The sequence below is a fragment of the Bacillus sp. Y3 genome, from assembly GCF_008123875.1.
Lineage (GTDB): Bacteria > Bacillota > Bacilli > Bacillales > Bacillaceae > Bacillus > Bacillus altitudinis.
In genome coordinates this window covers 269,821-290,238 of the sequence record NZ_VSSC01000003.1, presented here as the reverse complement: position 1 = coordinate 290,238, position 20,418 = coordinate 269,821, and the positions used below count along the sequence as shown (strand labels likewise).

Sequence of the window (20,418 nt, the reverse complement as noted above, 5' to 3'; positions counted from 1 at the left end):
ATGGAAAAGAAAACACTCGAAGGACTCACGGAAGAACAAATCAGTTTTCAATTGATCTTACACAGCGGAAATGCACGAAGCAAATTGCTTCAATCTCTTAAACAATTTAGAGAAGGTCATGAAACAGTAGCATCTGACCTTCTCAAAGAAGCGGAAGATGACTTGCGGAATGCACATGATATCCATTTTCAAATGGTACAGCAAGAGGCAAGCGGAGAAACGATTTCATTCTCCTTGCTGCTCATGCATGCCGAAGATCATTTCATGTCAACGATGACGATAAAAGAGCTTGTGGGAGAGCTCTTACCGATATTGCAATCACTGAAACAATAAAGGGTGTAAACAAGGGGGGAAACCAATGTTTGATAAAATAAGTGCGATTTTGGTTCCGATTGCTGGGAGATTGAACAACAATCGCTATCTAGGGGTATTAAGGGATGCCTTTATGCTTGCGTTCCCATTAACGATTTTTGGTTCCATCATGGTCGTATTAATGAATTTGCCATTTTTAGATAAGATCATGAGTCAAACAGCACTGGAAGGTGTTCAGTCTGCACTGAATATTGCACCTAGTGCGACCATCAGCATTATGAGTGTGTTTGTTGTATTTGGGATTGGCTACTATTTATCGAAAAGCTATGATGTGGAAGCTGTCTTTGGCGGTGTGATCGCTTTAGCCTCTTTTCTGCTCCTTACGCCATTTTTACTAGAACAAGAGGGCGGTGCATCCATTGCAGGCGTCATCCCAGTCGATCGTTTGGGCGCAAAGGGAATGTTCCTTGGAATGATCACAGGCTTTTTGTCTGCTGAAATTTATCGCTATTTTGTCCAAAAGAAATTTGTCATCAATATGCCGCAAGGGGTTCCGCCAGCTGTTTCTAAGTCTTTTGCTGCACTCATCCCGGCTACTTTGACACTCACAACCTTTCTACTGATCAATATCATCATTACACAAGGGTTCAAAACCAACATGCATGACTTGATTTACAATGCGATTCAGGCGCCGCTTGTCGGACTTGGAAGCGGTATCATTCCGACCTTGATCGCTATTTTCTTTATACAAATTCTTTGGTTCTTTGGGCTCCACGGCCAAATTATTATCAACTCTGTCATGGACCCGATTTGGAATACTTTGTCCATTCAAAATCTAGAAAGCTACACAAAAACAGGTGAGGTTCCGAACATCATCAGCAAGCAGTTTATCGAAATCTATACAGTGGGTATGGGTGGAACCGGTATGACGCTAGCTGTTGTGTTTACGATTTTAATTTTTCTTAAAAGTAAGCAATTGAAACAAGTAGCAAAGCTCGGCTTAGGACCAGGTTTATTTAACGTCAATGAACCCATTATCTTCGGTTTACCGATTGTGATGAACCCGCTTATTCTCATTCCATGGATTTTGGCGCCAATGGTGATTACTTGTATTTCTTATTTTGCGATGGCCGCAGGTATTGTGCCGCCTCCGACAGGCGTGAATATTCCATGGACAGTCCCGATCTTTATTAGCGGAGTCATGGCAACGAATTCATTAGCGGGCGGTCTGCTTCAGCTGTTTAATTTAATGATTGTGTTTGTCATTTGGTTCCCGTTCCTAAAATTTATTGATCGTATGAATGTGAAAAATGAAAAAATAGTCACGACAGAAAAAACGAAACAAACAAACATCAAAGGTGAAGGAGACTCAATACATGTCGATGGAAACTAACAGTCAATCATATACATTTCCAGAAGGTTTCTGGTGGGGATCTTCTGCCTCTGCTACGCAAACAGAAGGCAGTTATCCAGGAGATGGAAAGGGACCGAACATTTGGGATCACTGGTTTGAAAAAGAGCCGAATCGTTTTTTTCAGGGCGTCGGTCCAGGTGTGACCTCGCAATTTTATCGTAAATACAAAGAGGATATCCGCCTCATGAAGGAGATTGGGCACAACTCGTTTCGTCTATCTATTTCATGGTCACGCCTTTTACCTGAGGGAAAAGGGGCCGTTAATGAAGAAGCTGTGGCTTTTTACAATGATGTGATCAATGAACTGATAGCGAGTGACATTGAACCGTTTGTGAACTTGTATCATTTTGATATGCCAATGGCGCTTCAGGAGACGGGAGGATGGGTAAACAGGCAGGTCGTAGACGATTATGTCAGCTATGCGACATTGTGTTTTCAGCTATTTGGCGACCGGGTGAAAAAATGGTTTACCCATAACGAGCCGATTGTTCCTGTAGAGGGTGGATATATGTATAGCTTCCATTATCCAAACGAAGTTGATTTCCAAAAGGCAGTGCAAGTTGGATTTCATGAGATTTTATCAAATGCTAAGGCCATTGCGGCTTATAAAGAGATGAAGCAGGATGGGAAAATAGGCATTATCCTGAACCTTACTCCTTCGTATCCGCGAAGCCAGAATCCGCGGGATGTCGAAGCAGCTGAGATGGCTGACGCCTTCTTTAACCGGTCCTTCCTAGATCCAGCTGTGAAAGGACATTTCCCTGAAAAGCTAGTGGACGTGTTAAAGAAAGAAGGATTGATGCCGGCTATGGAGGAAGGAGACCTTGAACTCATTCAAGAGAACACGATCGACCTTCTCGGCATCAACTATTATCAGCCAAGAAGAGTGAAAGCAAAGGAACATATGCCTCACCCTGATGCACCATTTATGCCAGATCATTATTTCGATTCTTTTGAAATGCCGGGCAGAAAAATGAATGTGTACCGCGGCTGGGAAATCTATGAAAAGGGTATTTACGATATATTGAAAAAAGTCCAGACAGACTATGGGAATATTGAATGCTTTATTTCTGAAAATGGAATGGGTGTTGAAGGAGAAGAGCGGTTTCAGGATGAAGAAGGAATGATTCATGACGATTACCGCATTGATTTTATTTCTGAGCATCTTAAATGGGTGCATCAAGCCATTCAAGAAGGAAGTCATGTAAAAGGCTATCATCTGTGGACGTTTATGGATAATTGGTCATGGTCGAATGCCTATAAAAATCGCTATGGATTTGTCTCAGTGGACCTTGAGAAAGACGGGAAACGTACCATCAAAAAAAGTGGCTACTGGTTTCAATCGGTTTCAGAGAATAATGGTTTCTAATCAAGATACTTGCTCTTTCCTTGAAAAGGGCAAGTATTTTTCTTATGTAAAGATGAAAGGGTTGAAATGAAAGTGGCTCGAACCTTTTAAGCGCACTAGGCTTAGTGTAGAATGAGAGGAAGGCTAGAAAGCGCTATAATAGGATATGAAAAAACAAGTCAGTTGGTGGTGTGAGATGACAAAGTACGAACTCATTTCAGAAGAAATTAGAAAAAGAATAGGAACAGCATATTATCCAGAAGATCAACCCATTCCAGATGAAAACTCGCTTGCCGCTGAATTTAAATGCAGCAGAATGACGATGAAGCGTGCGCTCGATCTTTTAGTGGCGGAAGGTCTGCTCTTTAGAAAAAGAGGTCATGGTACATTTATTGTGAAGGCAGCACTAAATCAAGGTGCGATCAACGTATCAGGTCATGAAAATAAAGGGTTCACGAAAGTGATGGCAGATAAAAACGTGACGAGCCAAATCATTCGCTTTGATGTGCATTTTCCAAGTGAAGAGGTGGCAGCTCATTTATCCATTGACTCAAGCACACCCGTCTATGACATTATTCGGCTTCGTTTGGTAGAAGAAGAGCCATATGTATTAGAAAAAACCTTTATGCCTGTCAATGTCATTAAGGGAATAGATGAAGAGGTTTTATTGGGTTCCATCTATAGCTACATTACAAACACACTGCAATTAAAAGTAGCAGGAGCGCACAAAAAAATTAGAGCGGCTAAATCAGATCAGCTTGATCAGCAATATTTAGGCTGTGACCCTACGGATCCGGTGCTAGAAGTGGAGCAGGTGGCTTATTTAAACACAGGCCGGCCGTTTGAATATTCTTTTAGCCATCATCGCTATGATAAATTTGATTTTTCAACAGTTGAAATTACGAAAACACGACTTTAAAAAAAGAGCAGAACCCCCTCAATCGGGAGACTGCTCTTTTTTTGTTGATTTTATATATTCCACCAGTGATATCCATCTTTTTCAAGAAGCTGATCTGCTTCTTTTGGTCCCATAGAACCAGCAGGATAATTTGGTTTTAACGTTTTGGTCTCAGCCCATTTTTCTGAAATTGGATCAACAAAGTTCCAAGACAGTGCTACTTCATCCCAGTGGGCAAAGTTTGTTGCGTCACCTAGCAAACAGTCATGAATTAGCTTTTCATACGCTTCTGGTGTATTCATGATGTCGTTGTAATTTGTTTGATAGTCAAGCTTAATTGGTTTAGCATACGTTCCGCCATCAAGCTTGCGAGCATTCAGGTGAAGGGTGATACCTTCGTCTGGCTGAATGTGAATCACAAGTAAGTTTGGATGCATGGAATTCCCGTTTCCGTAGTACAGGTTCATCGGAATGTCTTTAAATTGCACCACGATTTGAGTGGATTTCTTTTCTAGACGTTTTCCTGTACGAATGTAAAATGGTACCCCGGCCCATCTAAAGTTATCGATGAGAAGTTTTCCTGCAACGAATGTTTCTGTGTTGGAGTTTGGGTCCACATTTTGCTCTTCAAGATAGGAAGGAACCATATTGCCATCAATCGTTCCTGCATCATATTGTCCGCGGACAAAGAATTGATCCACTTCATCTTTCGAGAATGGACGAAGCGCACGCAATGCTTTCCGTTTTTCGCTACGGATTTCCTCTGTATTGAGCTTAATCGGTGGCTCCATGGCTAGTAGTGCAACCATTTGAAGCATATGGTTTTGTACCATATCTCTCAGTGCACCAGAACTCTCGTAATATCTCGCACGGTCTTCGACACCTAATGATTCACTCGATGTGATTTGAATGTTTGAAATATAGCGGTTTGTCCAAAGCGGTTCAAAGATCGCATTCGCAAAACGAATTACCTCAATGTTTTGCACCATCTGTTTACCAAGATAGTGGTCAATACGATAAATTTGATCCTCTGTAAATGCATCTCGGATCTCTTCATTTAATGTTTTGGCACTAGGCAGGTCATGACCAAACGGTTTTTCAATAACAAGTCGAGACCATCCAGTCGTTTCTGATACGCCTTCACTTTTTAAAAACTTCGCAATGGTTCCGAAGAATTCTGGTGCCATCGCTAAATAGAACATCCGGTTATTTGGGATACTGTATGTATCTTCAAGACCAGAAAGAAGTGTGTTCAGTGCTTGATAGGAAGCGGGACTTGAAACATCAAAATCATGGTAATAGAAATGAGAAATAAATTCCTCTGCTTTTGCTTCTGCATCATCAGAAGAGACCGATTCTTTTACCACAGCTCTTAGGTCTTCATGAGACCAAGGACGACGTCCAACACCTACAACAGCGAATTGATCTCCAAGCTTTCCGCTATGATAAAGTCTATGTATAGAAGGGTAGAGCTTGCGTTTTGCAAGGTCTCCTGTTGCGCCAAAGATGACAATGACTGCTTTTGGATAGTTAGTTTCTGTATTCACGAAAAGTACCTCACTTTATTCGTAGCATTGTTGTAAAAACCGAGAATGTATGTACATTTTCTTTATTTTAAAGGTTCATTGTTCGTAAAGCAAACATTTGATTCGACTTTTTCTGCCCAAGTTTGACTTTTTTCAAAAATTCCGCTGAATTCACATTTATCCTGTCTTCATGTATTCTATATGAATGAAGAGATTGTATACCGGCTGTAGGAGGAAATCGTAATGGAACTGCTCTTTTTAGGAACAGGTGCAGGCATTCCTGCAAAAACAAGAAACGTCACTTGCACTGCGCTGAAGCTTTTAGAAGAGAGAAAAGCCGTGTGGCTTTTTGATTGCGGAGAAGCGACGCAGCATCAAATATTACATACAACGATTAAACCAAGAAAAATTGAGAAGATCTTTATCACGCATATGCACGGTGATCATGTATATGGTCTCCCGGGTCTGCTTGGCAGCAGGTCCTTTCAAGGCGGAGAGGATGAATTGACGATATATGGTCCAAGCGGCATTAAAGCTTTTGTAAACGCGACACTTTCAGCGACACAAACGCATTTGACTTATCCGCTGCATATCATAGAAATAGAGGAAGGGATCGTTTTTGAAGATGAGACCTTTCAAGTAGAAGCAAGACGAGTGTCTCATGGGATCCCAGCTTACGGTTATCGGGTCGTGGAAAAAGATGTACCCGGTGCACTAAAAGCCGAAGACCTAAAAAAAATCGGTGTAAAACCTGGACCTTTGTATCAGAAGTTGAAAAATGGGGAAACCGTTACACTCGAAGATGGAAGAATGATTGATGGAACCGATTATTTGGAACCCCCTAAAAAAGGGAGAATCGTTGCATTTTCAGGAGATACCCGTTTGTGCGAGAATATAACAAGGCTTGCCAAGAATGCGGATGTGTTAGTCCATGAAGCAACATTTGGGAAAGAAGATGCAGAACTAGCCTATAATTATTATCACAGTACGACAGAACAGGCAGCAAAAACAGCGCAGGAAGCAGGCGCAAAAAGACTGATTTTGACTCATATTAGTGCACGGTACCAAGGGGAAGAGTCAATGAAACAATTACTCAAAGAAGCCCGCGATATATTCCCGCTGACTGAAGCTGCACATGATTTCTTTTCTTTTCCTATTGACCGTACCCTGTAAAAATTGGATGAATCGTCAAAAATAGTTGTGTGATTTTTTTGATATTTATGATGACGCTCTTTTTCAGGTAGTGGTAAAATGGTGAAGAAAAAACAAATGACGAATTACACTATGAAGAATACGGGAGGCACAATCAAAGATGAGCGGTTTTACAGCGTTAAGTGAAGCAGAATTAAATGACCTATATGCAGCACGACAAAAAGAGTATGAAACGTACAAAAGTAAAAACTTACACTTAGACATGTCTAGAGGGAAACCTTCACCAAAACAGCTCGATTTATCTATGGGCATGCTCGATGTTGTGACATCAAAGGATGCAATGACAGCTGAGGATGGTACAGATGTGCGAAACTATGGCGGCTTGACAGGCCTTCCTGAAACAAAGAAATTTTTTGCAAGTGTGCTCAATCTGAAGCCAGAACAAATCATCATTGGCGGTAATTCTAGCCTAAATATGATGCATGACACAATTGCCCGTGCCATGACTCACGGCGTATATGGCAGCAAAACACCTTGGGGCAAGCTTCCAAAGGTAAAATTCCTAGCACCAAGCCCAGGGTATGATCGTCATTTTGCCATTTGTGAGCATTTTAACATAGAGATGATTACGGTAGATATGAAGTCGGATGGACCTGACATGGATCAGGTAGAAAAATTGGTTGCAGAAGATGAAGCCATCAAAGGGATTTGGTGTGTACCGAAATATAGCAACCCTGACGGCATTACGTATTCAGATGAGGTTGTCGACCGTCTTGCTTCCATGCAGACAAAAGCAGACGACTTCCGTATTTTTTGGGATGATGCCTATGCAGTCCACCATCTAACAGATACGCCTGATACGTTAAAAGATATTTTTCAAGCAGTAGACAAAGCAGGACATGCAAACCGTGTGTTTATGTTCGCTTCTACTTCTAAAATTACGTTCCCAGGCTCGGGTGTTGCACTGATGGCATCTAGTCAGGACAACATCAGCTTTATTCAAAAACAGCTATCAGTTCAAACCATTGGGCCAGATAAAATCAATCAATTAAGACACCTTCGTTTCTTCAAGAATCCAGAAGGATTGAAGGAACATATGAAAAAGCATGCAGCGATTATTAAGCCGAAATTTGACCTCGTTCTTTCGATCCTTGATGAAAAGCTTGGTGGAACAGGCATCGCTGAGTGGCACAAACCAAATGGCGGATATTTTATTAGCTTAAATACACTCGATCATTGTGCAAAAGCTGTTGTGCAAAAAGCGAAAGAAGCCGGTGTGACACTAACAGGTGCAGGGGCGACATATCCTTATGGTAACGACCCGCTTGATCGCAATATCCGTATTGCGCCAACGTTCCCAACGCTTGAAGAACTAGAGCAGGCGATTGACATCTTTACGTTATGCGTTCAGCTTGTCAGCATTGAAAAGCTGCTGTCTGAGAAAAGTCAATCAGCACCAACGGTATAACGAAAAAACTCCTTGACTGATGTCCGGTCAAGGAGTTTTTGTTTTTAGTTAGCTGTTTGATAATAAGAGACAGGCTGTTTTGCTGCACACCATACATCATAAATCGCAAGCTGCACAATATGTGGTTCATCGTGATGAATATAGTGCGAGCTGTTCTGCGCCTGAATCCATCCGCTTTGGGATGACAATGTGAGCATTCGTTTATGGAGCCTCAGCCAAGCTTCATGTGCTGGATGAAACAAGCGGCTTTTGCCTGATGAAATGACAAGAAGGGGCATCATCCCATAATGCGTTTGCTCCTCTTTGATCGTACGCAGCATTTGCTCAAAGTCCTCATGTGTACATTCTGCTGTGAACTGCGCCATATATGAAGTGCGTTCTTCCTTTGATAAGAGCGGCAGAATGACCTGCTCTTGCTCCTCACTTGCTGGGTCTAGAAGGACCATACCGATAACATCTTCTTTTCTGCGGCTTGCCCATAAGCGGCTGACAAGAGAGCCAAATGAGTGCGCCACAATGAGAAATGGCGGCTGAATATTGGCTTGTTGTAAAAGTGTATCTAAATCATCCGCAAGATCATGCAAAGTTCTTCCTTCCTTGCTTTCACTGCTTTTTCCATTACCTAAACGGTCATATAAGAAAACACCAAGCTCTGGGTCAATATCACGAGCGATATTCGCCCACGTATCGCCTGAAATTCCATATCCTGCTTCAAAAATAATGGTGGCTTGCTTTTTTCCTTGACGATGCCTTGTATAAAAGTGATGTCCATCTATATGATACGTTCTTTCAATCAATGCCGAGTTCATTCTTCCATCTCCTCTAAGTGGTTCTTTAGCTAAAAGACGGCACAAAAGGCAAAGATGTTTCTCTTAAAAACAAAAAAGATGCCTATTTCAAAAAATAGACACCTTTTTGTTTAGAGATGTTACCAAGCGCGATCGTATTGGCGCGGGCTTTCGATGGATGTACGAAGCTCTTTAGCGGCTGTTTTTGGGAAATACGGATCCCGTAAAAATTCTCTGCCGATAAAGATCAAGTCAGCACGATGGTTTTGTAAAATTTCTTCGGCCTGTACACCAGATGTGATCATACCGACAGCGGCTGTTTGGATGCCGGCACCTTCTCTTATTTTCTCAGCAAAGGTGACTTGGTAGCCGGGGAATGTTTTAATACTGGCTTGCACCACAGCGCCTGAGCTCACATCAATTAGATCGACTCCTTGCTCTTTCAGCCATGCGGCAATGCCAATATAATCTGCAATATCTAGTCCTTTTGTTGTGTAATCAGAAGCGGATACACGGACAAATAATGGTCCATCCCACACTTCAATGACTGAATCAACCACTTCTCTCAAGAAGCGATAACGATTTTCTGGTGAACCGCCATATTCATCTGTCCGGTGATTGGCAAGCGGTGAGAGAAATTCGTTAATCAAATAGCCATGCGCACCATGAATCTCAATGATGTCAAATCCAGCTTTCTTGGCGCGGACAGCGGCATCTTGAAACGCCTGAACTGTGTCTTTTATTTGATCGATAGACATCTCAAGAGGTGTTTTAGATTGCTCGTCAAATGGAATGCTGGATGGAGCAAGAATGTCACCATCTAGCTCAGCCTTGCGTCCTGCATGGGCTAGCTGGATGGCGGTTTTTGTTCCGTACGCTTTGATTTGTTCGTTTAATGAGGCAAACCCTTCAATGTGCTCATCACTCCAAATTCCGAGGTCCTGATCACTAATTCTTCCCTCAGGTGAAACAGCACTTGCCTCGACCATAATTAATCCGGCCTGACCTTGCGCACGGGAAATATAATGTGCAAAGTGGAAAGGCTGTAATTTTCCATCACGGTCATAGGATGAATACATACACATCGGGGACATGACGATGCGGTTTTTGAGTGTGACACCTTTTAATGTCCAAGGTGAAAAAAGCTTTGTTTCCAATTACCTTCGCCTCCTCATAGAATGGTATAGCCGATTATAACAGTCATTCAAACATTCGTCATAAAAGGTGCTCAAACCATATAGCTTTTGAACATGATTTTGTATAATGAAAGATATGGACATCAAAGGGGGATAAACGGATGAAATGGCAAACGGAAAGTGAACTAAAGGAGCTACTCACAGCTCTGATGCAGTATGAAAGCATATCTGGTACAACGGGAGAAGTCGCATTAGCGGAATATTTATATTACTTGCTGAGGGAGCGGCCATATTTTGAGCAGCATCCTGATCACTTGGCTTTGCATCCAATGAAAGATGGCCGGTATTTTTTAACGGCACTTGTCAAACGAAGTACGCTGCCACGTACTGTTTTACTCCTCAGCCATTTTGATGTCGTCGATACAGAGGATTACGGAGAATTTCAAAATATGGCATGTAAGCCCGAAGAGTTAATGGCGTCCTTTTCTCAAAAAAGTGCACTTCTTCCAAAAAGGGCAAGAGAGGATTTAGCTTCAGGTGACTGGCTGTTTGGACGAGGGTCCATGGATATGAAAGCAGGCCTGACTGTCCAGCTTTCCATGCTAGAAAGAGCGATGGCGGGGAGGTTTGAAGGAAATATTCTGCTCGTCACAGTGCCAGATGAAGAAGTGAATTCACAGGGAATGCTGGAGGCTGTTCCGAAACTAAAGGAGCTCAAGCAGAAGTATGACCTTGAGTATACCGCTTGTTTAAACAGTGAGCCGATGTTTGAAAAGTATCCCGGGGATGCGCATCAATACATCTATACAGGTAGTATAGGGAAGGTACTTGCGGGATTTTTCTGCAAAGGAATTGAAACACATGTAGGTGAGCCCTTCTCAGGATTAAATGCAAATTTTATGGTATCTGAATTAAACAGGCTGTTAGAACTGAATAGTGATTATTGTGAGGAAGTAGATGGTGAAGTGACACCACCTCCGACCAATTTGATGCAAAAGGATTTGAAAGAAGCTTACTCTGTTCAAACGCCTCACACGGCTGTTTCTTTATTTAATGTGCTGATGATGAACCGCTCTAGTGAAGAGCTTCACGGGCTCCTCTATGAAACTGCGAAACAAGCAGCAGCTCAAATTGAAGCCAATCTCAAACAGAAAACCGCTGCATTTCAACGCTTTAAACATTTTACACCCATTGATACAAACATCACGGTGTTAACGTATCATGAGCTGTACGAAAAAGCTGCTGAACGATCCGGCAAGCAGGAGGTCGAGCGAATTGTCAACTACGCCTTTGCCAACCGGGGTGAGCTAGGAGATCGTGATTTTTCAACCAAAATTGTATCAGAACTGACGACCCTTTGTAAGGAAGATGGAGCACTGATTGTGTTGTTTTATAGTCCGCCATTTTACCCATCTGTTTCTTCAACAAACGATCTGCATATTCAAACGACCTTAAAGAAGATTCAAAGAGAAGCAAAAGAGATCTATGGAATCGAAGTAGAAGAAGTCAAATATTTTCCTGGTTTATCTGATTTAAGCTACTTACAGCTTGAAAATCAAGATATAGACGATTATACAGCCAACATGCCGCTATACCAAAAAGGCTACTCGTTACCACAAGGAGAAAAAGAAGCTCTTAACGTACCTGTCATCAACGTTGGTCCATTAGGAAAGGATGCGCACAAATGGACAGAACGTCTGCATGTCCCATTCTCTTTTGGCGTTTTGCCGTCGCTCTTACAATCAACAATTCATGCTTTACTAGAAAAGAATTAAGTGAAAGCTCTATCGTCATGATAGGGCTTTTCTTTTTGATATCAATCACCTTCTGTCTAAAGAAATAGAGTATGATATAGAATAATACTTACACATATTTGAAGGGGGATTGTGAGAGTGAAAACAGGAGTACTAACAAAAACAGAGATCATGACATCACTTCATGAGAGTTTGCGTAAGCTTGAGGAGTTAGTATGGACATGTGATGAGGCTACATTAGATGAATCTTTTGGGGAAGGCAAGTGGTCGATTAAACAAATTGTTGGACATTTGTATGATACAGAAGAAGTCTGGTCAGAGCGGATAGAGCAGGCAATATCAAATGAGCACACGCTTTTCGCATCATATGATCCAGAGATATATGTGAAGGGAAGAGCTTATGAAACGTATACCGCACAAGAGGTCAGTGCATTGATCGAGCGCTTAAAAGAGAGCAGAAACAAAACACTACAACGATTAGAAAAGGATACATGGGATTTTTCAGGTCTCCATCCTGAAGAAGGGATGATGACAGTCCAAATATTAGCTGAAACCATTGCTTTACATGAAATTCATCACCTCGATCAAATCAAAGCCATCATGTCCATGAGAGCATCGAGTGATAGATGAAAAGCACCTGTCATCAAGGCAGGTGCTTTTCTCACTTACTTATACGTACTCGCTGAAAACATATCGTTTAATTCTGCTGCACGTTTTGTCGCTGTTTTCACACAATCGACAATCGCTTCTTCAAATTGATAGGAAGCAAGGGTATTCAGTCCTGCTTCTGTCGTTCCACCTTCGCTCGTAATTTCTTTGCGCAATTCAGCAGGTTCCTTACCGCTATCCTGAAGCATATTTGCAGCGCCTGCAATCATTTGACAAATGAGCAATTTCGCTGTCTCTTGGTCCATTCCAAGTTCCGATGCACCTCGCTCCATTCCTTCAATCAAATGATAAATAAAGGCAGGACCGCTGCCGGCAATGGCTGTGACCGCATTCAGCTGTGATTCATCTAAAACCGTCACATGACCGATCGTTTCAAACAACTGAACTGCTTTTTCCTTTTGCGCCTCTGTGACTTCATCACTGACAGCAATGCCAGTAGCTGATTGTTGTATGGCTGCTGATGTATTTGGCATCGCACGAACCACCGCCGTTTTTGCGCCAGCATAATGCTGAATGGTTTCAATAGAAATGCCCGCTAAAATAGAAATAATCAGCTGTCCATTTAAATGGGGCCTTACTTCAGAAATGCCACTTTCCGCATCTTTTGGTTTTAAAGCGAACACCAGCATATCGGCTTCTTCATAAATAAAGGAACGAGCGAAATCTGTTTTGACTCCATAACGTGCATGTAATTCTTCTAATCGTTTTTCATTTGTTTTATTTGTGACAATGATATCTTCATTTGACATAATGCCGCTCTTTAAAAGACCTTTAATCATAGACTCGGCCATTGAGCCTGCACCAATAAATCCAATTTTACTCATAAGCTGCTCCTCCTTGTAGAAAATAAAAAAACCTCTCGTCTGCAAAGGACGAAAGGTTTTTCGCGGTACCACCCTCAATTAGCATGCAATGTTGCATACTCAGCTCTAGTCCCTTAACGCGGGAAACGTTTAGGTTTGCCTAACAGCTCAAAGGGCAGGTTCAGCAAATAAGAGGATGGTGAAGTCTTACAGCCGGCGGACCTCACTCTCTTGCATCATTATTTTGCTTACTAATCCTTGTCATCGCGCATCTTATATTTGTTGTTCATTATGCAACGATGGACAAGTTTGTGTCAATAGGGAGAGATAAAAAAATTGACCATCTAAACCGCATGACAGTCTGCCCTTTGCAAGATACAATGAATAAAGAAGAGTGAGTTCAGATGATCTATGAGACAAAAATCAGGAGATGACGTATAAAAGTGAAAGAAGAAATGATTCAATTATCCATCCCTACACCGTTTGCGGTGGGGGATGTCCATGCATATGTATTAAAAGGCGATGCCGTGACCTTAGTTGATTCCGGACCGATGACACAAGAGGCGCAGCATGCCTTTGTCACGCAATTAAAGGAACATCATTTATCAATAGATGATATTGATCAAGTGGTTTTGACACATCATCATGCAGATCATGTCGGTCTTTTAGATCTGATGAAACCCCATGTCCGTGTCATCGGACACGAGTTGAATGAGCTCTATATTAGTCAGGATGCAGCGTTTAAACAGCGTCAAATCCATTTTATGAATGATTTTTTTCAGCAGTTAGGTGTCCCGCTTCGTCAAGGTGAGTGTGAAAGAATGGTGAGGCAGTCCTATACATATTCATGTACGGCACATGTCGATGACGTCATAAAAGAAGGCGATCGTTTGAAGGGACATGAGCACTTCCAAGTGCTGGAGACCCCGGGACATGCACAATCTCATCTTTCTTTTTTAGATGAAACAACAGGGAATTTCATCGGAGGTGATCTGCTGCTTACGACCATTTCTTCCAATCCGTTAATGGAAGCGCCAATGAAAGGAACAGAACGTCAAAAATCGCTGCTTCAATATAAAGCATCACTCGAGCGTTTATTGCATTTGCCCATTCAGGCCATTTATCCAGGGCATGGTCAGCTCATTACCTCTCATCACGAATTGATCGAAGAAAGATTTAAAAAACAGGAAAAACGGGCAAATACGATGTATCAGCTGCTTCAACGAAAGGAAATGACCGCCTTTCATCTTTGTCGCACCCTATTTCCGGGCCTGTATGAAGAAGCATTATTTCTGACAATGTCTGAGACAGTCGGGCAGCTTGATGTGCTTTTAGCGGCTGGACATATTGAAGAAGTGCAAAAAGACGGAACCCTCTACTATCGAGCAAATGAAGGAGTGAAATAAATGGGGCGACTAACAGGAAAGAGAATATGGATTACAGGTGCTTCAGGCGGTATTGGTGAAAAGATGGCGTACTTGGCAGCAGCCGAAGGAGCAGAAATCATTGTGTCGGCAAGACGAATTGAAAAGCTCACAGGTGTAAAAGAAAAGATTATAAGTGCTGGCGGCGTATGTCACATCGTTCAGCTTGATGTCAGTCAGCTTGAGGACATTGATCAAGCCTATCAACAAGTGGGTGCTGTTGATATTTTGGTGAACAATGCCGGCTTTGGTGTGTTCGATCTCGTCGAGGACGCATCCATTGAGGAAATGGTGTCGATGTTTGAGGTCAATGTCTTTGGTTTAATTACCTGCACAAAAAAGGTCCTTCCTGAGATGAAACAAAGAGGGAAGGGACATATTATCAATATTGCGTCACAGGCAGGCAAAATTGCCACCCCTAAATCCGCCATCTATTCCGCATCAAAGCATGCGGTTCTCGGATTTTCAAACAGCCTCAGAATGGAGCTGGCAGACAGTGGAATTCATGTCACAACCGTCAATCCAGGACCGATTGCCACAGACTTCTTTACCATTGCAGACCGCAGTGGTGAATATGTAAAAAATGTTGATTTTATGATGCTCAGTGCTGACAAGGTAGCAGGGAAGGTCGTATCCGCCATGATGACGAAAAAAAGAGAGATTAATTTACCAGGATGGATGAATGCTGGCAGTAAATTGTATCAATTATTCCCGTTTTTATTTGAAAAAGCAGCACGTAAAGCGATGATGAAAAAATAACAAAAAAAGAAACCGGTCACAGGCTGGTTTCTTTTTTTGTTTGATGGGGCTTGATATTGGTGACGCCAAAGACATTGCCATCAACATCTTCAAAGCTAAAACCGCCTAAGTCTGGGTCAGCTAATATTTGAATATCCGATACAGTCACTGCATGCTCGCTTAAATACTGGTGAAAGTTTTTTAAATCCTTCACAAATAAATCGATCATACTATGCCGAACTCCTGTAAAAGAGTTCATAAAGTAGATTCGTTTCTCGTGTTTTGTTTTGACGAGATAAAAAGAAGGTCCCTCGCCATGAGTAAAAGTGAGCATGGCGGCTTCTTCTGATTGATGTAAAACGATCATCTCTAAAATCTGTTCATACCAAGAGACAGCTCGGGGGATATCAGTCACAGGAATTTCAATAGTAGCAATTTGTTGAATGGTCAATGGCTTCACTCCTTTTTCTATATCCGCCTTGCCGCTTGCTGAAGTGGATCCCATACACTGTTAAAAGGGGGGGCATAGCTAATATCTAAATCTTCAAGGTCTGTCACAGTCAGCCCTTGATAAAGAGCCGTTGCCATGACATCAATTCGTTTATCAACACCTTCTTTACCGATGATTTGTGCGCCAAGCAAGGTGTGATCATCGCTTCTGTAAATCAGTTTCACTTTCATTTTCTCTGCATCTGGGTAATATCCAGCGTGGTCAGTGCTGTCGATGGTGATGGTGGAGAAAGGAAGGCCCGCGTCTTTTGCTTCTTTCTCTGATAAACCCGTTCGCCCTGCTGTCACGTCCATAAATTTCATCACCGCTGTGCCGGTTACACCTTGAAACGCGCGGTTTGTTCCTGTCATATGAAAGCCTGCGATTCTTCCTTGTTTATTCGCTGTCGTGCCTAGCGGAATATAGTCCAGTTCTTTTTTGATACGATGATAGGTTGCTGCGCAGTCACCCGCCGCATAGATATCTTGTACATTCGTCTGCATGTATTCATTCACAACAATTGCGCCATTTTGCAGTCGCTGAATTCCTGTGCTGTCTAAAAAGGATGTTTGCGGAGTGACACCAACGGCGATGATGACCATATCTGTTTCAATGGTCTGTTTGTCTGTTTGAACAGCTGTTACATGTGTTTTGCCCTTTAACTTTTGCACTGTTTCACCAAGTACCACGTGAATGCTCTGATTGTCCGCTTCTTCTTTCAGATATTTTGCCATATCGGGATCAAAGCCTGGGCCAAGTGTTGCACCCCGCTGAATGATATGAACGTCTTTGCCTAGCCCTTTCAAATTTTCTGCCATTTCTAAGCCGATATATCCTCCGCCGATGATCGTGATATGTGTGACGTCTTTTTTTAGATTGTCTAAAATAGACAGCGCATGCGGGATTGTTTTTAATACGTGGACACCTTCTAATGAATGGCTGTCTAGATCAAGTGTGACGGGGCTTGCTCCTGTCGCAATTAACAGGCGGTCGTACGTTTCTGTAAAGGGTTCTTTTGTTTTAGAATGAATACCCGATACTGTTTTTTGCTCAGGGTCAATTGAGGTCACTTCGTGTAAGCATCTGGCATCAATTCCGTATTTGTCACGAAAAGTGTCAGCGCTGCGTGCGATGAGTTTTCTGTGATGATCAATGAGACCGCCGATCAAGTAGGGGAGTCCGCACTGTCCATATGAGAAAATCTCTCCTTTTTCAAAAGCTACAATTTGCGCATCTGGATCCTCTCTATATATTTGCATAGCGCAGCTCATTCCTGCTGCATCTCCGCCAATCATCACATATTTCATTTGGTGTGCTCCCTTCTATCTATCAAACTGAATACTCTTATTTACCCTCATTTTCCTTTATTTAATGCTTTTTTTTCGCAAAAGAAGCAAACTTTCGTTGAAAAATAAAGACAGCGCCTTCATTTTAAGCTACAATCGGATTATCGTCTTTTTGGTTATGAGTTTAGTTTAGATTGGTGGGAAAGACTTTGGGTGACGAACGACTAGATTTTAATACACTATATACACGCCATACGAGAGAGGCATGGGCCGCTCTTGGAGAATATATGCCGGTATCTGTTTCAGAAGAAGAAGTGAGAGCACTTCAAGGATTAAACGACTACTTATCGCTAGAAGAAGTTCGAGATATTTACATACCGCTTATTCGGTTTCTGACATTACATGTCTTTGCAGAAAAACAAAAAAATCAGCATGTCAATGCTTTTTTAAACTACCCGCATCATGCGAAAATCCCTTTTTTAATTGGGATTGCAGGAAGTGTGGCCGTCGGAAAAAGCACGACAGCACGTATCATTGAAACACTTTTATCAAGGCTTGGAGATGGGCTGAAGGTGAGTCTCGTAACAACGGACGGCTTTTTATATCCTCAAAAAGAGTTAAAAGATCGGGGGCTGATGGAAAAGAAAGGCTTCCCGGAAAGCTATGATGTTAAAGCGCTACTTTCGTTTTTAAATGAATTAAAATCAGGGAAACAAACTGTGCATGCACCTGTATATTCACATCTGACCTATGATCGTCTTGAAGGGGTGTATGAAACAGTAGAAGATGCAGATATTGTCATCATTGAAGGGATCAATGTGTTGCAATCACCGGCACTGGATGATCTGAAGGATGAGCCGCGCGTGTTTGTATCAGATTACTTCGATTTTTCGATTTATGTAGATGCCGCTGAGACGCAAATTCAATGCTGGTATAAAGAACGGTTCCGTTTGCTACGGGAAACAGCCTTCCAAGATCCTGAATCCTTCTTTCATCAATACAAAGATTTGTCGGATGAAGAAGCAGATCAGATGGCAAGCACGATTTGGAATACAGTGAACCGGCCAAATTTATATGAAAATATTTTGCCGACAAAATATAGAGCCGATTTGATTTTAAAAAAAGGCGATCAGCATAAGGTGGAAGAGATCGCCATCCGCAGGGTATAAAGAAAACCGCTCAATTGAGAGCGGTTTTAGATTGTTGACAAAGGGCTAAAATGAACTTTATTTTAGCCCTTTGTCTTCTTTTGAGCGTGATAGAAAACCTTTGAAGTCTAGGAAGGACGAGCACTGGCACAGAGCGAATTTGACATTCGTGAGTACTAGCGCGCAGGACTGACAAAGAATGCGAGGGTTTGTCTACACGCTGAAACCGCTCAAATTGAGAGCGGTTTTTTAATGACCTCCACTTACTTTCACAGCCACGGCAGCCGCCGTTCGTTTTTTTAGGCGGTAGTATCCGATAAGTAAAAACGGAACGCCTGCAGCGGTGACAATCGCCAAGACTGAAAAAATAGAAAGGGGATGGACTGCGCCAAATAAGTCAATACACAATCCTCCGACAAACGGTCCGACGACGCTGCCGAGCTGAGAAAACCCCATTGCGCCGAAGTATGATCCTTTCACTTCAGGTTTTGCAATATTGTCTACAAACAGATCCATCATCGCAAAGAGCAGCACTTCACCAATCGTAAACACGACAATGATAAAAGCAAGCGTACCGAGACTTTGTGAAAAAGCAATGGCAAACAAACTGCCTGCTAGGAGCACGTTCCCAGTCGTTAACGACAAAATCGTTGAATAGCGCTTAGCGATCATAATCAGCGGGTACTGAACGACAATGACAACCACTGCGTTTAAGGATAAAAGATACCCAAACAGTTTAGGGCCATCCTCAATCATAGGGGATGCCGATAAATATTGAGGCAGTGTTGAGCTTAGGTGTGAATAGCCAAATGAACATAAAGTAACGCCAATGAGGATGATGCTAAAGACCGTATCTTTCTGAATAATGGAAAGAGCTTTTTTGACGCCGATTTGTTTGGTGCTTTCTGGAGCAGCCACTGGATGCTTTTGAAATTGCCATGCCAGCGTTAACCCGTACAACAAGTAAATGAGGGCAGCGACGAGAAATGGAAAAGTCGTTTTTGATGACCCGAGATATAAGCCAAGCAGCGGGCCGAAAATAACACCAATATTAATGGCCGTATACCGTAAGTTAAAGACAAACAACCGAATGCTCGATGGGGTGACATCGGATAAGAGTGCTTTAGACGTTGGTTCAAACAGCGCCCGGCACAGTCCATTTAAAGCATTCATAAAAAAGAAGACCCAAATGGCATCTGCAAACGCAAAGCCAACAAAGACAAGTGTCCAGCCAAAGATGGATAAAAGCATGACCTTTTTTCTGCCGATTCGGTCGGAAACATAGCCGCCGTAAAAACTCGCAACAATCCCAATAAGAGAGCTGACGGCAATGATCAATCCAGCTGAAGAGGCTGAGGCGCCTTTGACTTGTGTCAAATAAACGGCTAGAAAGGGAATGCTCATGGATGTCGCCATTCGGCCGAATATCGTGCCGATGATGATCGTCCAACTAAGTGGATGTAAAGTGCGTAAGTTATTTTTCATGCTGTGTCTCCCCTGAGTTTGTAAGATGTTCCAATCATACATGAAAAATTGTGCAAATTAAATACACAATTTGATGGAGGAGTCATCCGTCAAATGACAGAGAAGCTTGAACCGTTCCGTTCATTCGAAGAGCATATGCCTCGTTTTCAAGGTTTTAAGCCTTGATGGGTCATGATTTTTTCAGAAAAACGAAGCGGGTTTTCTCAATGATCATGTTTTCGTTTTGTGAAAATCAATTGAGATCGATGGCAATAATTTGATGTAAGGAAAGGTTTAGAACATCTTCGTCATTCACGATTTTCATTTGGCGTGTTTCATAATGAATGGCTTTCACCCAGCCCCAAAACTGTGCTTTCATGCCGGATGAGACATATGTCACGCAAATCGCTTGATCCTCGGTAATCGACTGTGTGATCAAAACATTCATTTCCTCTAGCTGATCGGAGCTGAGCGGTAGAGGTGTATATTCTTTTTTCTTTCGTTTTTGAGCAAGAAGCTGCTCCCGGTGCTCTGGTAGCATCATTCGGCTTGATTCCCACATGATGTTGTATCCAGGTGTTAATTTATTGGGATTCATGC

19 protein-coding genes and 1 other annotated feature are annotated in these 20,418 nt (G+C 42.3%); of the genes, 11 read left to right on the top strand and 8 right to left on the bottom strand.

Going from position 1 to position 20,418, the window contains the following annotated elements:
* The 4 genes from FXF70_RS06475 (at position 1) to FXF70_RS06460 (ending at position 3,993) form a co-directional block, all read left to right on the top strand.
* Entirely contained in the window at positions 1 to 333 is a 333-nt protein-coding gene (locus FXF70_RS06475; RefSeq protein WP_017357943.1) for a PTS sugar transporter subunit IIA, read from the top strand.
* A 25-nt stretch (positions 334 to 358) separates the two neighbouring features.
* Positions 359 to 1,705, top strand: coding sequence for a PTS cellobiose transporter subunit IIC (celB, locus tag FXF70_RS06470; RefSeq protein WP_007501108.1), 1,347 nt, complete (start codon positions 359 to 361; stop codon positions 1,703 to 1,705).
* Entirely contained in the window at positions 1,689 to 3,095 is a 1,407-nt protein-coding gene (locus tag FXF70_RS06465; protein ID WP_035390766.1) for a glycoside hydrolase family 1 protein, read from the top strand. The genes celB and FXF70_RS06465 overlap by 17 nt, the downstream gene beginning before the upstream one ends.
* Positions 3,096 to 3,270: 175 nt before the next feature.
* A complete protein-coding gene (locus FXF70_RS06460; RefSeq protein ID WP_008342268.1) occupies positions 3,271 to 3,993 on the top strand; it encodes a GntR family transcriptional regulator in 723 nt (240 codons plus the stop codon).
* A gap of 50 nt (positions 3,994 to 4,043) precedes the next feature.
* Here FXF70_RS06460 and zwf read toward each other — a convergent pair whose 3' ends face one another.
* A complete protein-coding gene (gene zwf, locus FXF70_RS06455; RefSeq protein WP_008342269.1) occupies positions 4,044 to 5,519 on the bottom strand; it encodes a glucose-6-phosphate dehydrogenase in 1,476 nt (491 codons plus the stop codon).
* 222 nt (positions 5,520 to 5,741) lie between these two features.
* Here zwf and rnz point away from each other — a divergent pair, with 222 nt between their 5' ends.
* Together rnz and FXF70_RS06445 are read left to right on the top strand one after the other, a co-directional pair.
* A complete protein-coding gene (rnz, locus tag FXF70_RS06450; RefSeq protein WP_148780010.1) occupies positions 5,742 to 6,671 on the top strand; it encodes a ribonuclease Z in 930 nt (309 codons plus the stop codon).
* 139 nt (positions 6,672 to 6,810) lie between these two features.
* Entirely contained in the window at positions 6,811 to 8,118 is a 1,308-nt protein-coding gene (locus FXF70_RS06445) for an aspartate aminotransferase type Ic (RefSeq protein WP_148780009.1), read from the top strand.
* Between the two features lie 44 nt (positions 8,119 to 8,162).
* Here the strand turns inward: FXF70_RS06445 and FXF70_RS06440 are convergent, their stop codons facing one another.
* Both FXF70_RS06440 and namA read right to left on the bottom strand, forming a co-directional pair.
* On the bottom strand, positions 8,163 to 8,927 hold the full coding sequence (locus tag FXF70_RS06440; RefSeq protein ID WP_148780008.1) for an alpha/beta fold hydrolase: 765 nt from the start codon (positions 8,925 to 8,927) through the stop codon (positions 8,163 to 8,165).
* 119 nt (positions 8,928 to 9,046) lie between these two features.
* Positions 9,047 to 10,063, bottom strand: coding sequence for an NADPH dehydrogenase NamA (gene namA, locus FXF70_RS06435; RefSeq protein ID WP_148780007.1), 1,017 nt, complete (start codon positions 10,061 to 10,063; stop codon positions 9,047 to 9,049).
* A gap of 140 nt (positions 10,064 to 10,203) precedes the next feature.
* Between namA and FXF70_RS06430 the strand changes: the two genes are divergently transcribed.
* Together FXF70_RS06430 and FXF70_RS06425 are read left to right on the top strand one after the other, a co-directional pair.
* Complete coding sequence (locus FXF70_RS06430) at positions 10,204 to 11,817, top strand: M20/M25/M40 family metallo-hydrolase (RefSeq protein ID WP_046527206.1); 1,614 nt, start codon at positions 10,204 to 10,206, stop codon at positions 11,815 to 11,817.
* A gap of 117 nt (positions 11,818 to 11,934) precedes the next feature.
* Complete coding sequence (locus tag FXF70_RS06425; protein ID WP_008342284.1) at positions 11,935 to 12,426, top strand: DinB family protein; 492 nt, start codon at positions 11,935 to 11,937, stop codon at positions 12,424 to 12,426.
* A 35-nt stretch (positions 12,427 to 12,461) separates the two neighbouring features.
* Here FXF70_RS06425 and proC read toward each other — a convergent pair whose 3' ends face one another.
* Positions 12,462 to 13,289 (bottom strand): pyrroline-5-carboxylate reductase, encoded by an 828-nt coding sequence (proC, locus tag FXF70_RS06420; protein WP_008342285.1) that lies wholly within the window; start codon positions 13,287 to 13,289, stop codon positions 12,462 to 12,464.
* A gap of 41 nt (positions 13,290 to 13,330) precedes the next feature.
* Positions 13,331 to 13,542, bottom strand: a binding site (T-box leader).
* 169 nt (positions 13,543 to 13,711) lie between these two features.
* Here proC and FXF70_RS06415 point away from each other — a divergent pair.
* Together FXF70_RS06415 and FXF70_RS06410 are read left to right on the top strand one after the other, a co-directional pair.
* Entirely contained in the window at positions 13,712 to 14,674 is a 963-nt protein-coding gene (locus FXF70_RS06415) for an MBL fold metallo-hydrolase (RefSeq protein ID WP_148780006.1), read from the top strand.
* Positions 14,675 to 15,451: an SDR family NAD(P)-dependent oxidoreductase gene (locus FXF70_RS06410; RefSeq protein ID WP_061419545.1), complete on the top strand. Its 777-nt coding sequence runs from the start codon at positions 14,675 to 14,677 to the stop codon at positions 15,449 to 15,451.
* A gap of 16 nt (positions 15,452 to 15,467) precedes the next feature.
* On the opposite strand, the gene FXF70_RS06405 is transcribed toward FXF70_RS06410, so the two are convergent.
* On the bottom strand, positions 15,468 to 15,890 hold the full coding sequence (locus FXF70_RS06405; RefSeq protein WP_225310449.1) for a VOC family protein: 423 nt from the start codon (positions 15,888 to 15,890) through the stop codon (positions 15,468 to 15,470).
* An 8-nt stretch (positions 15,891 to 15,898) separates the two neighbouring features.
* Entirely contained in the window at positions 15,899 to 17,227 is a 1,329-nt protein-coding gene (locus tag FXF70_RS06400) for a CoA-disulfide reductase (RefSeq protein WP_008342292.1), read from the bottom strand.
* 188 nt (positions 17,228 to 17,415) lie between these two features.
* On the opposite strand from FXF70_RS06400, the gene coaA reads away from it, so the two are divergent.
* On the top strand, positions 17,416 to 18,375 hold the full coding sequence (gene coaA, locus FXF70_RS06395; RefSeq protein WP_039963997.1) for a type I pantothenate kinase: 960 nt from the start codon (positions 17,416 to 17,418) through the stop codon (positions 18,373 to 18,375).
* A 228-nt stretch (positions 18,376 to 18,603) separates the two neighbouring features.
* Here the strand turns inward: coaA and FXF70_RS06390 are convergent, their stop codons facing one another.
* Together FXF70_RS06390 and FXF70_RS06385 are read right to left on the bottom strand one after the other, a co-directional pair.
* Positions 18,604 to 19,839: an MDR family MFS transporter gene (locus FXF70_RS06390; RefSeq protein ID WP_148780005.1), complete on the bottom strand. Its 1,236-nt coding sequence runs from the start codon at positions 19,837 to 19,839 to the stop codon at positions 18,604 to 18,606.
* Between the two features lie 232 nt (positions 19,840 to 20,071).
* Positions 20,072 to 20,416, bottom strand: coding sequence for a YolD-like family protein (locus tag FXF70_RS06385; RefSeq protein ID WP_017367544.1), 345 nt, complete (start codon positions 20,414 to 20,416; stop codon positions 20,072 to 20,074).
* Positions 20,417 to 20,418 lie beyond the last annotated feature (2 nt).

Bases quoted from the DNA above. Each gene is read 5' to 3' on its own strand.
- FXF70_RS06440 (WP_148780008.1), bottom strand. From the start codon at position 8,927: ATGAACTCGGCATTGATTGAAAGAACGTATCATATAGATGGACATCAC.
- FXF70_RS06460 (WP_008342268.1), top strand. From the start codon at position 3,271: ATGACAAAGTACGAACTCATTTCAGAAGAAATTAGAAAAAGAATAGGA.
- FXF70_RS06475 (WP_017357943.1), top strand. From the start codon at position 1: ATGGAAAAGAAAACACTCGAAGGACTCACGGAAGAACAAATCAGTTTT.
- FXF70_RS06390 (WP_148780005.1), bottom strand. From the start codon at position 19,839: ATGAAAAATAACTTACGCACTTTACATCCACTTAGTTGGACGATCATC.
- FXF70_RS06430 (WP_046527206.1), top strand. From the start codon at position 10,204: ATGAAATGGCAAACGGAAAGTGAACTAAAGGAGCTACTCACAGCTCTG.
- celB (WP_007501108.1), top strand. From the start codon at position 359: ATGTTTGATAAAATAAGTGCGATTTTGGTTCCGATTGCTGGGAGATTG.
- FXF70_RS06465 (WP_035390766.1), top strand. From the start codon at position 1,689: ATGTCGATGGAAACTAACAGTCAATCATATACATTTCCAGAAGGTTTC.
- proC (WP_008342285.1), bottom strand. From the start codon at position 13,289: ATGAGTAAAATTGGATTTATTGGTGCAGGCTCAATGGCCGAGTCTATG.
- FXF70_RS06445 (WP_148780009.1), top strand. From the start codon at position 6,811: ATGAGCGGTTTTACAGCGTTAAGTGAAGCAGAATTAAATGACCTATAT.
- FXF70_RS06385 (WP_017367544.1), bottom strand. From the start codon at position 20,416: ATGAATCCCAATAAATTAACACCTGGATACAACATCATGTGGGAATCA.
- FXF70_RS06410 (WP_061419545.1), top strand. From the start codon at position 14,675: ATGGGGCGACTAACAGGAAAGAGAATATGGATTACAGGTGCTTCAGGC.
- rnz (WP_148780010.1), top strand. From the start codon at position 5,742: ATGGAACTGCTCTTTTTAGGAACAGGTGCAGGCATTCCTGCAAAAACA.
- FXF70_RS06400 (WP_008342292.1), bottom strand. From the start codon at position 17,227: ATGAAATATGTGATGATTGGCGGAGATGCAGCAGGAATGAGCTGCGCT.